General features: G+C 64.2%; 13 protein-coding genes. 6 read left to right on the top strand and 7 right to left on the bottom strand.

Annotated elements, in window-relative coordinates; genetic code table 11:
• Positions 1-185: 185 nt before the first annotated feature.
• The 4 genes from KVO92_RS11110 to KVO92_RS11095 form a co-directional block, all read right to left on the bottom strand.
• Entirely contained in the window at positions 186-1370 is a 1185-nt protein-coding gene (locus KVO92_RS11110; RefSeq protein WP_217475713.1) for a PepSY-associated TM helix domain-containing protein, read from the bottom strand.
• A 68-nt stretch (positions 1371-1438) separates the two neighbouring features.
• Complete coding sequence (locus tag KVO92_RS11105) at positions 1439-3922, bottom strand: TonB-dependent siderophore receptor (protein WP_217475712.1); 2484 nt, start codon at positions 3920-3922, stop codon at positions 1439-1441.
• A gap of 103 nt (positions 3923-4025) precedes the next feature.
• Positions 4026-4982, bottom strand: coding sequence for a FecR domain-containing protein (locus KVO92_RS11100; RefSeq protein ID WP_217475711.1), 957 nt, complete (start codon positions 4980-4982; stop codon positions 4026-4028).
• Complete coding sequence (locus KVO92_RS11095; RefSeq protein ID WP_217475710.1) at positions 4979-5497, bottom strand: sigma-70 family RNA polymerase sigma factor; 519 nt, start codon at positions 5495-5497, stop codon at positions 4979-4981. The genes KVO92_RS11100 and KVO92_RS11095 overlap by 4 nt, the downstream gene beginning before the upstream one ends.
• Before the next feature lie 147 nt (positions 5498-5644).
• On the opposite strand from KVO92_RS11095, the gene KVO92_RS11090 reads away from it, so the two are divergent.
• Positions 5645-6169 carry a DUF3617 domain-containing protein gene (locus KVO92_RS11090; RefSeq protein ID WP_217475709.1) on the top strand — a complete coding sequence of 175 codons (525 nt, stop codon included), beginning with the start codon at positions 5645-5647 and terminating at the stop codon, positions 6167-6169.
• Between the two features lie 40 nt (positions 6170-6209).
• Here KVO92_RS11090 and KVO92_RS11085 read toward each other — a convergent pair whose 3' ends face one another.
• Positions 6210-6566, bottom strand: coding sequence for an NADH:ubiquinone oxidoreductase (locus tag KVO92_RS11085; RefSeq protein WP_217475708.1), 357 nt, complete (start codon positions 6564-6566; stop codon positions 6210-6212).
• Positions 6567-6653: 87 nt separating this feature from the next.
• On the opposite strand from KVO92_RS11085, the gene KVO92_RS11080 reads away from it, so the two are divergent.
• Positions 6654-7652, top strand: coding sequence for a CobW family GTP-binding protein (locus tag KVO92_RS11080; RefSeq protein ID WP_217475707.1), 999 nt, complete (start codon positions 6654-6656; stop codon positions 7650-7652).
• On the opposite strand, the gene KVO92_RS11075 is transcribed toward KVO92_RS11080, so the two are convergent.
• Entirely contained in the window at positions 7615-7989 is a 375-nt protein-coding gene (locus KVO92_RS11075) for a DUF3301 domain-containing protein (RefSeq protein ID WP_217475706.1), read from the bottom strand. The two genes, KVO92_RS11080 and KVO92_RS11075, sit on opposite strands and share 38 nt — an antisense overlap.
• 73 nt (positions 7990-8062) lie before the next feature.
• Complete coding sequence (locus KVO92_RS11070) at positions 8063-8470, bottom strand: SMI1/KNR4 family protein (RefSeq protein ID WP_217475705.1); 408 nt, start codon at positions 8468-8470, stop codon at positions 8063-8065.
• Positions 8471-8674: 204 nt separating this feature from the next.
• Between KVO92_RS11070 and KVO92_RS11065 the strand changes: the two genes are divergently transcribed.
• The 4 genes from KVO92_RS11065 (at position 8675) to KVO92_RS11050 (ending at position 14462) form a co-directional block, all read left to right on the top strand.
• Positions 8675-10930, top strand: a complete 2256-nt coding sequence (locus KVO92_RS11065) for an ATP-binding protein (protein ID WP_423836242.1) — start codon at positions 8675-8677, stop codon at positions 10928-10930.
• A 13-nt stretch (positions 10931-10943) separates the two neighbouring features.
• Complete coding sequence (locus KVO92_RS11060) at positions 10944-11432, top strand: response regulator (RefSeq protein WP_217475703.1); 489 nt, start codon at positions 10944-10946, stop codon at positions 11430-11432.
• Between the two features lie 67 nt (positions 11433-11499).
• Positions 11500-13899 carry a response regulator gene (locus KVO92_RS11055; RefSeq protein WP_217475702.1) on the top strand — a complete coding sequence of 800 codons (2400 nt, stop codon included), beginning with the start codon at positions 11500-11502 and terminating at the stop codon, positions 13897-13899.
• Positions 13899-14462 carry a biliverdin-producing heme oxygenase gene (locus KVO92_RS11050; RefSeq protein ID WP_217475701.1) on the top strand — a complete coding sequence of 188 codons (564 nt, stop codon included), beginning with the start codon at positions 13899-13901 and terminating at the stop codon, positions 14460-14462. The genes KVO92_RS11055 and KVO92_RS11050 overlap by 1 nt, the downstream gene beginning before the upstream one ends.
• Positions 14463-14488: the final 26 nt, after the last annotated feature.

Genomic DNA, 14488 nt, shown 5'->3' with positions numbered 1-14488 from the left:
TCGTTCGGGGCGCGTACATCGCCTCGGCGGATCGGTGAAGCGTGATCCGCCCTACGTTAGCTGGAGATCTTGCCGCGCTCGGGGTCACTGTCGCCGTGGCCTGAGCCACGCAGGGGCTGCGAGGGCCGTTGGTGGATCGGTGAAGCGTGATCCACCCTACGTTGACTCAGCGCCGAAGGCGGTCATCAGATCGCTTGCAGCGTCTCGTTGCGCCTGCTTGCCGCTATGCACCGGGCGCGCCGCTTGCGCCACCAGATCACCACGCCGGTCACCGAAAGCACGGCGATCGCCAGGCCCAATACCGCAATCAGGATGCGGCCGGGAAAGCCGAGAATCCGCCCACCATGGATCGCCGGCTGCAGCATATGGAATTGCTCGCCCAGCGTGCCCTGCCCCGGTATCTCCTGCCCCAGCAATTGCGTGCCGTCACTGCCATGAAAGAACAGCCAGGCATTGCCCTGGTTGCTGTCGTGATCACCGAAACCGGCGCCGTAGAAGTTGTACTCGAAGCTGTAATACAGCTCGCCGATGGGCTCGCTGAGGCCCAGGTCGGCTGCGTGTTGCATGGCGAAGTCATAGGCGCGATGGAAGTCGTACTGGGTCACGCCCAAGGCGTCCTTGGGTAGCTTGCCCCGCGCCGCGTAAACGCTCGGTTCCACCTTCGATACCAACGACACCACCGGTTTGAAGACCTGCTCGGGCAGGTTCATCGCAATACTGCTGATCGCCACCGGCGTGAGCAGCAGCCACAGCCACAGACCACCGGCACGATGCACGTCATGGTTGAGGCGCTGACGCTTGATCTTCCAGGCCGTCCCCCACTTGCCAAAGAACGGCCGTCCACGCGGGAAGGTCAGCAGCAGCGACACGAAGCAGTCGAGCGTCCACAGGATCGCGACGATACCCATCAGCCAGAGTCCCCAGCCGCCCGGCAGGGTCAGGTTGTAGTGAAACTCCAGCAGGAACGGCACAAAGTTCTGTCGCGAGAAGCAGCACTCGCCCCAATAACGCGTGCCGACCTGCTCGCCAGTGACCACATCGAGATACCGCACCACTGGCCGCTCGTCATACGGCTTGCCGGTCGCCGGGTCATTGCGTGGCACCAGCGCCATCAGGGCGGCATGGCCAGGCTCGTCGGGAAACTCCATGTACCAGACCTGCATCCGCGGATTGGCCGCCTCGACCCGATCGACCAGCGTGCCCGGCGCCAGCACCGGCCCGCGGCTTTCGGTGTGATAGAACTCGGGGTTCAGCCATTCGTCCAGTTCATGGTGGAAAGCCAGCACGCTGCCGGTGATCCCGGCGAGAAACAGGAACAACGCCGTGGCCAAGCCAATATAGCGGTGCAGAAGTACGAGAATCGGGCGCATCGTCGGTTTCCGTCTTGCAGATAGCCAAAAGCCGCCGACCCTTGCAGGACGGCGGCAGCGTTAGCGGCTCAGAAGTCGTAGGTCACGGTGGCCATGACGTTGCGCGCCTCACCGTAGTAGCACTGGCTCAGGCTGTTACACGCCGCCACGTACTTTTCGTCGGTGAGGTTGTTGAGGTTCAGGCGGACACCGACGCCCTGCAGACCAACCCGTGACAGGTCGTAGCCGAGCATGGCGTCATACAGCGTGTAGGACGGAATCCGCAGGGTGTTTTCCGCATCGGCCCAGCTCTTGCCGAAGTAGCGCGCACCGCCGCCCACCTGCAGGCCCGCGAGCGGGCCCTGGTCGAAGGTATAGTCGCTCCACAGCGAAGCCATGTTGCGCGCCACCGCGTTGGGCGTGTTGCCGCGGTTGTTCACCCCGGCTGCGCCGGTGAAGTCCTTGGAGTACTCGACGTCCATGTAGGTGTAGCTGGCGATGACGTTGACCTGCTCGATCGGCCGCAGGCGGGCTTCCAGTTCCACGCCTTTGGAGCTGAGCTCACCCACCGCGCGGTAGAAATTCTCGTTGGAGTCCTTGTTCGCCAGGTTGGACTGCTTCAGATCGAAGTAGGAAAGGGTGTAGAGGTCGTCGGTGCCCAGCGGCTGGTACTTCAGACCGACCTCGTATTGCTCGCCCTCGGTCGGGTCCAGCAAGGTGATGTCGTAGGCGCTGCCGTCGAAGTTATAGGCGCCGGTGGCGTTGGGATTGAACGACTCGGAGTAGCTGACGTAGGGCGACAGACCGTTGTCGAAGGCATAGAGCACCCCGACGCGTCCGGTGAACTGATCGAGCTTGGCCTGATCGGACTGATCGCCGTAGATCGATTCGGTCTGAGCGAAAGAGACATCCACCCAGTCCTGGCGCATGCCCAACGAGAAACGCCAGTTATTCAGGCTGATCAGATCCTGCACATAGAGTCCGGTCTGCTCCAGCTCGCGGGTCTCGTCGTACTGGTGGTAGAACACCGGGCTACCCGTTCCGACGGCGCCAGTGTAGGGGTTGATCGCATACAAACCATAACCGGCGTCGTAATCGACCTTGGCCTTGCGCCGCTGATAATCGAGGCCGGTCACCAGGGTGTGGCTGAGAGCTCCGGTATCGAAGAGAAACTGCAACTGGTTGTCGATGGTCCAGGCGTGCAGCGCCTCGTCGGCGCCGGTGTAGTAGCGCACCAGCTCGTCGGAACCCGCGGCCACGTAGCCGTACTGATACACCTGCCCCGAATCCACGGTCGAGTCCAGGTACTGGAAGTTCTGCCGGGCCGACACGACATCGTTGAAGCGGTGCTCCAGCTGATAGCCCAGCATCTGCTGGTCACGCTCGAACGTCTCGTAGTCTTTATCGCCTTCGAAAAAGCTGCGCGAGATGCGCTGGCCGTTATGCGAGGTCACCGTACCGTCGGCAGGCAGACCGCCGTGGTAGCCGCTCTCCGGGTCCTTCTGCAGCATCGCCAGCAAGGTCAGGCGAGTGTCTTCGGTGAAGTCGATGCTCAACGATGGCATCACGGCGTAGCGCTGTTCCTCGATGCCATCGACCTGATTATCGGCATCCTTGATGACACCCGCGAGGCGGTAGGCGACCCGCTCGTCGTCCAGTGGGCCGGTAAAATCGAAGGCGGTCTGTTTGTAATCGTTGCTGCCGTAGGAAAACTGCAGCTGACGGTGGCTTTCCTGCTGCGGCTTCTTGGTGGTCATCGCCACCAGGCCGCCGGGCAGGCTGCGGCCGTAGAGTACTGATGACGGCCCCTTGAGGATGTCGATGCGCTCGACGAAATAGGGATCGACCTGCAGGCTGCTGTAGGTGCCGCTGTCGCCCAGCAGTTTCTGGCCATCAAGGTAGAGGTTATCCACCGCACCATCAGTGATGCCGCGCATGGCGACATAATCGTAGCGAGTGGTGGCGCCGTAGGGCGTGCTCATCAGGCCCGGCGTGTAGCGCACCGCCTGCGCGATCGAGCGGGAGCCCTGGTCCTCGATCTGCTGACGCGTAACCACCGACACGGTCTGGGAGGTTTCGACCAGCGGCATGCTCGTCTTGGTCGCCACGCTGCTGTGGGTCGCGTTGTAGCCTTCCATCTCGCCCAGAGCGTTACCCAGGGCGAAGCCTTCGACCACCATGGGCTTCAATTCAACGGTGTCGCCCGACGGCGGACGCGGCGCCAATGAATAGGTGCCCTGCTCATCGCGCACCGCCTGCAGGCCGCTGCCCTGGAGCAGCCTCTCAAAGCCCTCCTCGATTCCGAATTGCCCTTGCAAGCCCTTCGACTGGCGACCCTCGATCAGGCTTCCCTCGACCGACAGCAGGATCCCCGCTTCACCGGCGAAGCGGCTCAGGGCGCTGGACAGCGGACCGGCCGGAATGTCGTAGCCACGCACCGATTGCTGGCTGGCCGACTGCGCCAGCGCCTCCGGTGAGCTGGCGAGCGCGGCCAAGGGCAGGCAGAACAGGGCAGCGCGGACGGCGTGGCCGAGCGCGCTGGAACGGCGGAGCGGTGTGACGATAGAGCGCATGAGTCATCCTTTTTGCGAAGGCAGGATCGTGATCGTTGTCGTTATGCCCAGCGGCCGACGCAAAAAGGGAACTGCGGATAAGAATTTTTTACATTCGTGTTAACTAGCTGACGCCCTGCCGTCTCGGTTCAAGACTGACCCACCAGGGCAACCGGCGGTTGATCCGCAATGACAGCGTGCTCGCCAGCGCGTCCAGCACCCGCTCGGTATCGGCCAAGGGGTAGGCGCCGACGACGCGCAGCCCGGCCACCCGCGGATCGCAACCCAGGTAGCCCTGCCGGTAGCGCGCCAACTCGGCGACGAATTCGTCCAGCCGCAGGTTGTCGGCCAGCAATACGCCTCGGGTCCAGGCCTGGCGCCCCAGCTGTACCGGGCGCCCGGCATCGATCCGCTGATTGTCGAAGCTGACCTGCTGCCCCTGCACAACGGTGCGTGACTGGCCGGGTTCAGCCAGCTGTACCTCGACCGCACCCGCGAATACGTTGAGCTGGCTGCGCCCGTCGCGCTGCAGCAGCGAAAACTGCGCGGCGTCGTGCACCTGCAAACGGCCCTCGGCGGTGCGCAACAGCAATGGCCGAGGCTCGGCGACCGCCTGCATCAGCAACTCACCATGCACCAGCGAGAGCGTGCGAGTGGGCGCCTCGAAGGCAATGTCCACGGCGCTGTCGGTATTGAGCCACAGTTGCGAGCCATCGCTCAGGCGCCAGTCACGCACCTCGCCGACCGCGGTGCGCTGATCGGCGGCCCAGCTTCGCCACGGCAAGCATCCCGCGGCCAGCGCCAGCGCACCGCCACCACAGAGAATCGACAAGGTTTTCAGCGCCTGCCGACGACCGGGCTGGCGACGACGCAACAAGGCCGTCGCCGCAGGGCTGAACGGATCGCCGGACAAGGGTTCGAGCCGCCCACTGATCTGCTCGACTCGTTGCCAGGCACGGGCGTGCTCGGGCGTCGCCAGCCAGGCGCGCCAGGCGTCGCGATCCGCCTCGCTGACCGCCTCGCACTGCAGCACCGCAAACCACCGCGCGGCCTCCTGCAAGACCTGATAATCCAGGCTCATGGTTCATCCTCGGCCAGCAGCAGGCAATGCAGCATGGCCTGCGCCATGTACTTCTTGACCATCCGCTCGGACACCTCGAGCTGTACAGCGATGGCCGCGTAAGTCATCCCATGCAACTGCGAGAGCAGAAACGCGCGGCGCACCTTGGATGGCAGGCGCGACAACATCGCGTCGACCTGCATCAGCGTTTCGATGACCAACGCCTGCGATTCAGGCGAAGGCATAATGGCTTGCGGCTGCAGCGCAAGCCCCTCCAGGTATGCCTGCTCGAGCTGCTTGCGCCGCCAGTGATTGATCAGCAGGCCACGGGCGATGGTGTGCAGATAGGCGCGCGGTTCGCGGATGGTTGCGACGTCCTGATCCTTGGTCAGCAGACGAACAAAGGTGTCCTGCGCCAAGTCGGCCGCCTTCTGGCTGCAGCCAAGCTGACGGCGCAACCAGCCGTTCAGCCAGCCTTGATGATCGACATACAACCGATGCATCAGCCGTTGCCGGACCATACCCTCAGTCGCCATGGTCGTTGCCCTTCGCTGTCGAAGCGTGAATGCTAACGCTTCTCATCAACAGACGCCACGTTCATCGCCGCGGCAACGACCAATAGCGCCCCCGCAGAGCACCGGGCTCGACTAGGCTTGCAGCAAACCCAATGGGAGGATCGCCAGATGAAACGCATCACTCAGCTGTCCGCCGCAGCCTTGCTGCTCGGTGCACTGCCCGTCCACGCGCTTGAGATGCGGCCTGGGCTTTGGGAGTTCTCCAGTGACGACGTCCAGGTAGATGGCCGGCAAATGCCAGGCATGACCGAGATGGTCGAGCAGATGAAAAATCTGCCTGCAGAGCAGAAGAGGATGATGGAGGACATGCTCGCCGCCCAGGGCGTCGAGCTGGGTACCGGCGGCGTACGCATGTGCCTGAGCCCGGCGCAGGTGAAATCCAGGGAACTGCCGTTTCAAGACGATCCCGATTGCAGCCAGAACGTCACCGAGCAAAGCGACCGACTCTGGAAATTCACCTTTCAATGCCCGGACGCCAAAGGCCACGGCGAAGCCCGGCTGGTCAGCGATCGCGAAGTGACCAGCATGATCGAAACCGACTATCGCGTCGGCAACCAGCAGGGCACCAGCCGGATGCAGTCGCACGGCAAGTGGCTGGGAGAGGATTGCGGCACGCTCAAACCGAAAAACTAGCGCGACGTTTCACGTGGAACCTGGGCAGCGCCACTGAACGCTATTCTGCCTGCCACTGACCCTTGCTGGATTGTTCACAGGCGGGCTTGAGGAAACGTGCGTCACTGGCGATGCCGTAATAATGGATGTCCTGCCGATAGGGCATGTTCGACACCTGGGCGTTGCGGCAAACGCCGAAGGCGCCCTCCGGGCACTGCTCGACGAAGGTCACCTCAATCTGTTGGTCCTTGAGCTGCGGCTGACAAAAACCGGATCGGAACAATTCCGTCGGGATGGTGCGGTTCTGCTGGCAGAGCCTGACCTCGATCCGCTCATCCTGACTGTGTATAACGCAACCCTCGGCCCACGCCTGGCCAACCACCAGCGACACCACCACAAGAAGACACGCCGAACGCATGAACCCTACCCCTGAACTGCCCGTCGCGGACTCTAGCACGCAGGCCTCGAAAGCGCTGCCAACCAACCGAGCGCGCAGCGTGGCCCCATGCTGAGCCAGATCCCGACCCATGTGATCGGCGGCCCGCTTGGCGCGGGCAAGACCAGCCTGATCCGCTCGTTGCTGGCGCAGAAGCCGATGCATGAACGCTGGGCCGTACTGATCAACGAATTCGGCCAGATCGGCCTCGACGCCGCCTTGCTGAGCACCGATGCGGCAGGCATCAGCCTGGCCGAGGTCGCGGGCGGCTGCTTGTGCTGCGTCAATGGCGCGCCGTTTCAGGTCGGCTTGGGCCGTCTGTTGCGCAAGGCCAGACCTCACCGGCTGCTGATCGAACCCTCGGGCCTGGGCCACCCAGCCGAGCTGCTGGCGCAGCTCGCCGCGCCACCCTGGCAAGGCGTGCTCGCGTTGCAGCCCTGTGTCACGGTGCTCGACGCGGCTGCCCTCGCCCGCGGCGCGCCGCTGCCGCCGAGCCAGCAGCAGGTGCTGCCCCACAGCGGTCTGCTGCTGATGAACAAAAGCGAGGACCTGAGCGAAACCGCGCGCCAGCGCATCATCGCCCAGCTGCCGCCGTTGCCGCTGCACTGGACGCAGCAGGGCGCCCTGCCGATCGGCAAACTGCCTGGCATCGAGCAGCAACCCGGCCAGGACGCAGCCCCTGTCGCGACCCAACCGGCCGCCCCAGGCTTTTCCGGCGCGGTGTGGCTCGACCCGCAGCAGCCCATCTGCCAGAGCCAAGGCAGTGCGCAAGGTTGGAGCATTGGTTGGCGCTGGCATCCCAGCCAGCGTTTCGACCTGATCCAGGTGGAACAATGGCTGGCGAGCCTGGACTGGCGCCGAGCGAAACTGGTGCTGCACGGAGCGGACGGCTGGTGTTCGGCCAACGCCTTGGCCGGCGAAGCGCTGCGATTCAAACCCAGCGAATGGCGAAAGGACTCGAGGCTCGAGCTGATCTTCGATGAACCGCAGGAGGCGTCAGGGTTGCAAAGGGCGATGGCGGCGTGCCGCGTCAGGAGTCGCGGCGCCGCCAGTCGTCCAGCTGGATGACCCGCCCGGATTCCACCGGCGCTTGGAACGGATGCGCGTCCATCTCGATCGGGCCCGGTCGCGCGCCGAACATGACGATACTGCCCTGGTGGCGCTGCTCGCCAGTGACCGTGAATTCGAACCCATACACGCGAGCGAGGCGGCGCTGGCCGCGGGCATCGCGGCGCAGTCCCAGCCGGCGAAACGCGACATTGCCGTCGAGCAGCTCCACGTCCATCTTCTGACAATGACGCCGTACCGCGGCCAGCGCTCGCTCGCGGATGCCGTGGCCGTTCCAGAGCCAGGCGACTGCCGTCATCAGCAGGAGAAAGATGAACAGGTTGCCCAGTGTCAGCATGCGCGATGCGCCTCCCCGCGGGTGGCTGGCCGGTACAGCGGCAGGCGGCCGCTGACGGCGTTGGCAGGGCCGCTCAACTTTCCAGCCAGACGTCGCGTACCCAATGCCATACCGACTCCCAGCTCTGGTCGGTCAGCTCGTGCTCGTCGCCATCGAAGAGCATGACCTCGCCTTCCAGATCGACCACGTAGTAATCCGCTCCGTCCTGGCAGATCGGCAACAGGTCGCGGGCGACGCCGGCGTCCCAGGCGTTTGCGGCGACTTCCGGCAAGTAGGTGTGCGATTGCGGGTCCACAGCGGTGACCGGTTCCAACCGGCCGTAAACGACGTCGCTGACCGTGAGCAGGAACTCACGCAGGCCGAACGGCAGATTGATCAGCAGCTCCTCTTCGACCTCGACCAGACGGTCATCGTCTGGCAGTTCCAGCGGAACCGGCACCGGCTCGTTGAGTTCACGCAGTTGCTCGATCACTTCCTCCATGACGGTCCCCCTTCAGCAGTCTCCGGAATGCGCCGTTTATACAAGCCCTCGCATTGGCTAGCCAGTCCCAGTCGCGCTAAAGTGACTGCCGCTCGAAAAACCGGTGTGCCGGCATCACACAACCGCCGTATGGCTGGCACCCTGGCGACAACCGCATGGATGCCTGCCCGCCGCCCCCAGCTCGCCCGGGCTCGATTAGGAGACATCGTGGCATCCACCGTAGAAAACGACAGGTCCGCCTTCACGCAGTGCGGTGAAGAACCCATCCATATCCCAGGCAGCATCCAGCCGCATGGCTTCTTGCTGGCTCTGCGCGAGCCTGAGCTGACCGTCATCCAAGCCAGCGCCAACGTCGCGCAGTGGCTGGGTGTCGACGCCGAGGCGCTGCTGGGCCGACCGATCACCGAGCTGATCGGTGACTGCGACTTCGTCGAGCGCCTGGCGACGCTGGCCCCCGGCGACCACAATCCGCTGCATCTGAGCGACATTCGTTTCAATCTGCCCGGCCGTGACGAGTGCCCCTCGTTCGCCTTGATGGCCCACCGTTATGCCGATCAACTGATCGTCGAGTTCGAGACCGCAGGCAGCTCGGGCAAGGCTTACGACACGCTTTACCCTCTGATGCGGACGTTCGTGGTCCAGCTGCAGGATGCGCAAGAGCTCGACCTCATCTGCCAACTGGCCGTGCGCGAGGTCAAGCGCATCACCGGCTTCGGACGGGTCAAGGCCTACCGCTTCGATGCCGAAGGCAACGGCCTGGTACTGGCCGAGGACGCCGATGAGGGCTATCCGCACTACCTCGGCCTGTGCTTCCCCGCCTCGGACATCCCGCCCCAAGCGCGCCAGCTCTACCGCAACAACCTGATCCGCGTGATTCAGGACGCCAATTACCAACCATCGCCGCTGGTTCCGGCCATCAACCCGGACACCGGCAAGCCGCTGGACCTGAGCTTCGCCGCCCTGCGCAGCGTGTCGCCGGTGCACCTGCAATACATGCGCAACATGGGCACCCTCGCCTCCATGTCGATTTCGATCGTCATTCGTGGCCAGCTCTGGGGCATGATTTCCTGCCACGACGCTTATCCGCGACGCGTTGGCTACCAGACGCGCACGGCTTGCGAGCTGCTGGGACGCATCCTGTCCCTGCAGATCGAAGCGAAGGAAGCGGCCATGCTGGCTCAGCGCAAGCTGGAGTTGCGCCGCCAGACCGTTGAGCTGTTGTCGGCCATGGCTGATCAGGACAGCGTCATCGAAGGCTTCAGGCACCTGCCTTCGGTGGTGCTCGGCTTCGCCAACGCCGACGGCGCCGCGATCATTTCCGACGAGTGCCAGGAAACCGTGGGCCATACGCCGCCGCCCGAGCTGCTGACCGCGCTGACCCAGTGGTTGTCGCAGCAACACGAGCGGCTGGTGTTCAGCACCGATAGCGTGGCGCGTGACATCCCCGCGTTGGCGGATTTGGCCTCGCATTGCGCGGGCGTGCTGGCGATATCCATTTCGCGGCTGCATCCGCATTACCTGCTGTGGTTTCGCCGCGAGCAGATCCAGACCGTCACCTGGGCCGGGCAGCTGGACAAACAGCGCGATAGCCACGGCGGCCTGTCGCCGCGCGACAGTTTCGAAAGCTGGCGCGAGACGGTCCGCGGCTATGCTCAGCCCTGGCAGCCGGTAGAGCTCGAGGGCGCGCTGGAGCTGCGTACCGCCGTGCTCGGCATCGTCCTGCGCAAGGCCGAGGAAATGGCCCAGTTGGCCGGCGAACTGCGGGAAAGCAACAAGGAGCTGGAGTCCTTTTCCTATAGCGTCTCGCACGATCTGCGCGCACCGCTGCGGCACATTGCCGGCTACGCCGAGCTGTTGGGTGAACTCGAAAGCAGCAAGCTCAGCGACCGTGGGTTACGCTTCCTCGACAACATCAGCGACGCGGCCCGTTTCGCCGGCACGCTGGTCGACAACCTGCTGAGCTTTTCGCAAATGGGCCGCGCGGCGCTGCGGCTGTCGGACGTCAACCTGCAGGCGCTGGTCGAATCCATTCGTCAGGAAATGGCGCCGGACTGCGAGGGACGGCAGATAGAATGGCGGCTCAACCCCATGCCGATCGTGGTAGCCGACGCAGCCTTCATTCACATGGCGCTGCGCAATTTGATCTCCAACGCCATCAAGTACAGCCGCAAGCGCGAACACGCCGTGATCGAGATCGGTGCCGAGGCGCGCGCCGAAGCGACCATCGTCTACGTCCGTGACAACGGCGTGGGCTTCAACATGCAATACGCCAGCAAGCTGTTCGGTGTCTTTCAGCGCCTGCATCGCATGGAAGAATTCGAAGGTACCGGCATCGGGCTGGCCAGCGTGCGCCGGATCGTCGAGCGCCACGATGGCCAGGTTTGGGCCACCGGCGAGTTGGACCAGGGTGCGACCTTCTTCTTTTCGCTTCCCAGGCTGAGCTATGCCTCCCCCATTTAGTACAGGACTCTAGATGCTCAAACCGATTGTATTGGTCGAGGACAACCCTCACGACCTCGAGCTGACGCTGGTCGCGCTCGAGCGCAGCCAGCTGGCCAACGAGGTAATCGTCTTGCGCGACGGTGCCGAGGCACTCGATTACCTGCTGCGTCGCGGCGACCATGCCAGCCGCGCCGATGGCAATCCGGCCGTGTTGCTGCTCGATCTGAAGCTGCCGAAGCTCGACGGATTGGACGTGCTCAAGACCGTTCGCGAGACGCCTGAGCTGCGCAGCATTCCGGTGGTGATGCTGACGTCCTCGCGCGAAGAGCCCGATCTGGTAAGAGCTTATGAACTCGGGGTGAACGCTTACGTGGTCAAGCCGGTCGAATTCCGAGATTTCGTTGCGGCCATTTCCGACCTGGGCATTTTCTGGGCGGTGCTCAACGAGCCTCCCCCAGGCTCGTTGCGGCTGCAGCGCTCGCGTCGAGACCGTGGCAATGGTGATGACAAGCCCAGCTGAGCACGCCACGGCTGCCGCTGACCCACCGCCTTCTTTCAAGCAGTGCGAAACCCGCGACAGGATGGTTATGCCGTCGAGAACACCTATCAACATCCTGTTCGTCGAAGACAGTCCACATGACGCCGAACTGGCATTGCTGACGCTCGAGCGAAACGGCTACGACGTCGATACCGAGATCGTCTTCGATCACGCCGGCGTGGTCGAGGCGCTGCACAGGCGCTGCTTCGATCTGATTCTGTCGGACTACGTCCTGCCCGGTTATTCGGGCAGCCAGGCGCTGCAAGAAGCCAGGCAGCGAGCTCCCGATACGCCATTTATCTTCCTCTCTGGCGTCTTCGGCGAAGAGCACGCCGTCAACATGATGCGTTCCGGCGCCATCGACTACGTGCTCAAACAGAACCTGGCGTTTCTACCCAAGGCCGTGGAGCGCGCGTTGGGCGAGGTGCGGGAACGCCGCAGGCGCCTGCGCGCCGAAGAGGCGTTGCGGGAAGTCGAAGTCCGTGCCCGTCTGGCCATCGACGCCGCAGGCCTGGGCATGTGGGACTTCGAGCCGCAAAGCGGCACCTTGATTCTCGACCATAGCTGCCGCGCCATGTTCGGCCTGGCTGCCGATGCTGCGGTCGACATCGGCCTGTTCGAATCCCTCTGTCATCCCGATGACCGTCAGCGCTTGCGCGAGGAGATCTGGGACACCCTGGCCGAGGGCAACGACAAGGAATTCACGGTCGACTATCGCATCCTGCTCGACGATGGCCAGGTGCGCTGGGTGGAAACGCGCGGCCAGGGCTTCTTCGAGAACGGCAAGCGCATACGCTTCATCGGCGTGGTGATGGACGTCACCGAACAAAAGCTGGCGACCGAAGCGCTCAAGCGCATGAACGAAGCACTCGGCGAACGCGTCGAGGCGCGCACCCGCGAGCGCGATCGTACCTGGGAACTGTCGCGCGACCTGCTCGTGGTGATGTCCTTCGAGACCCGCGTGATCGCCCTCAATCCGGTCTGGGAGAGCACGCTCGGCTGGCCACGCGAAACCCTCATGGATCAACCGCTCTGGGGGCTGGTGCACCCGGACGACATCAGTTCGACGCAGGCCGAAACCGAGCGGCTTCGCCGGGGTAACGTCACCGACCGCTTCGTCAACCGCATGCAGCACCGCGACGGCAGCTATCGCTGGCTCTCCTGGACTGCCGTGCCCGAAGGCGAACGGATGTACGCCGCGGGGCGCGATATCACCAGCGAAATCGCCGCCGTCGACCGGCTCGCAGCAGCTAACCGCGAGCTGACGGAGCAGATCAAGGAGCGTGAGCGTATCGAGGCCACCTTGCAGCAGATGCAGCGCCTCGAGGCCGTCGGTCAGCTCACCGCCGGGGTCGCGCACGACTTCAACAACCTGCTGACCGTCATCCTCACCAGCGCCAGCTTCCTAAAGAACGACCTGGAGCGCGGCGCGCCGCTGGGCAAGTCGCTGGCTCGGCTGCAGTACATTCAGGATTCCGGCGAGCGTGGCGCCACCCTGACCAGCCAACTGCTGGCCTTCGCCCGACGCCAGCAGCTGGCACCCAAGGCGGTGGACCTCAACGACACCCTGGTCGGCCTGCTCAGCCTGCTGCACAGCACGCTCGGCGGTTCGGTCACCATCGAGACTGACACCTGCGCCGGGCTCTGGCACGCCCTGGTCGATCCGACCCAGATCGAAATGATCATTCTCAACCTGGCCATCAATGCGCGCGACGCCATGGGGTCCGGCGGCTGCCTGTCGCTCAGTACGGCAAACGCGGTGATCGACACGCCTGCGCTGCGTGCCGAAGAACCCGGCCCCGGCGAATACGTGGTGCTGTCGGTGAGGGATACCGGCTCGGGGATGAGCGACGAAGTCCTGCAGAAGGCCTTCGAACCCTTCTTCACCACCAAGGAAGTGGGCAAGGGCTCTGGCCTCGGGCTGGCACAGGTGTTCGGCTTCGCCAAGCAGTCCGGCGGCGGCGCGCGAATCGAGACCGAGGTCGGCGTAGGGACCACCGTCAAGGTCTACCTGCCGCGGGTGCAGGCGCCGGAGCAGCCGACCGGGGTGCCCGAATGCCAGCAGAGCACGCCGATCGGCGACGCCTCCAATACCGTCTTGCTGGTCGATGACGACCACAGCGTCCGCGAAGTGACCGCGCAGATGCTGAGTAACCTGGGGTACTCGGTGATCCAGGCGGAGAGCGGGCGAATGGCGCTGCAACTGCTGGAAGACGGCACTGCCGTGGACCTGCTGCTGGCGGATTTCGCCATGCCAGGCATGAACGGTGGCGAACTGGCGCGTGCCGTTCAATCGAGCTATCCGACGCTGCCGGTGGTATTCATCACCGGCTACGCGGAACTGGGCGAACTGGGCATGGGCAGCACGACGATCATCCAGAAGCCCTTCCGCGAGGAACAACTGGCCAGCAAGGTCCTCAGCGCGCTCAACGAAGCGAGTCCGGCCTGATGTCCGTGTTGCGCCCATGGGTCCGCGAACGCAGCGCTGCGCTGCACGAGCGCGTCGATGCCGCTTTCTCTCGCTTTGATCTGAGCGACCGGCACGACTACGGCCGGTTTCTGCGCGCCCATGCCAGGGCGCTGTTCGGCCTGGAAGCGGCGCTTGAGCGAGGCGGGATCGAACGTCTGCTGACGGACTGGCCCGACCGCCGTCGCAGCGCCGCACTGCATGAAGACCTACAGCGGCTGCAGCTCGCCGCCCCAGCACCGCTGGGCCACGATCCGGGCGCGGACGAAGGCTGGTACTGGGGGGTTGCCTATGTGCTGGAAGGCTCGCGATTGGGGGGCCGAGTCCTGTCTCAACGGGTTCTCGAAGGCTGGCCGGACGGGCCGCTGCGCTACCTCGCCCATGGCCAGGGAACCCCTTTGTGGCCACGTTTTCTCGAGCAGTTCGAACAGCACGCCCTGTCGATCGACCGTGCTCAACTGCTGGTCGGCGTCCAGGCAGCCTTCGAACAGTTCATGCGCGCCGCCGCGCTCGAGTCACGAGCGCTCGCGCCAGCAGGTTCCTGATACCCAGCCCTGAACGCCGCACTCGA

The sequence above is a fragment of the Stutzerimonas stutzeri genome, assembly GCF_019090095.1.
Lineage (GTDB): Bacteria > Pseudomonadota > Gammaproteobacteria > Pseudomonadales > Pseudomonadaceae > Stutzerimonas > Stutzerimonas stutzeri_AN.
This window is presented reverse-complemented; position numbering and strand designations above follow the sequence as displayed.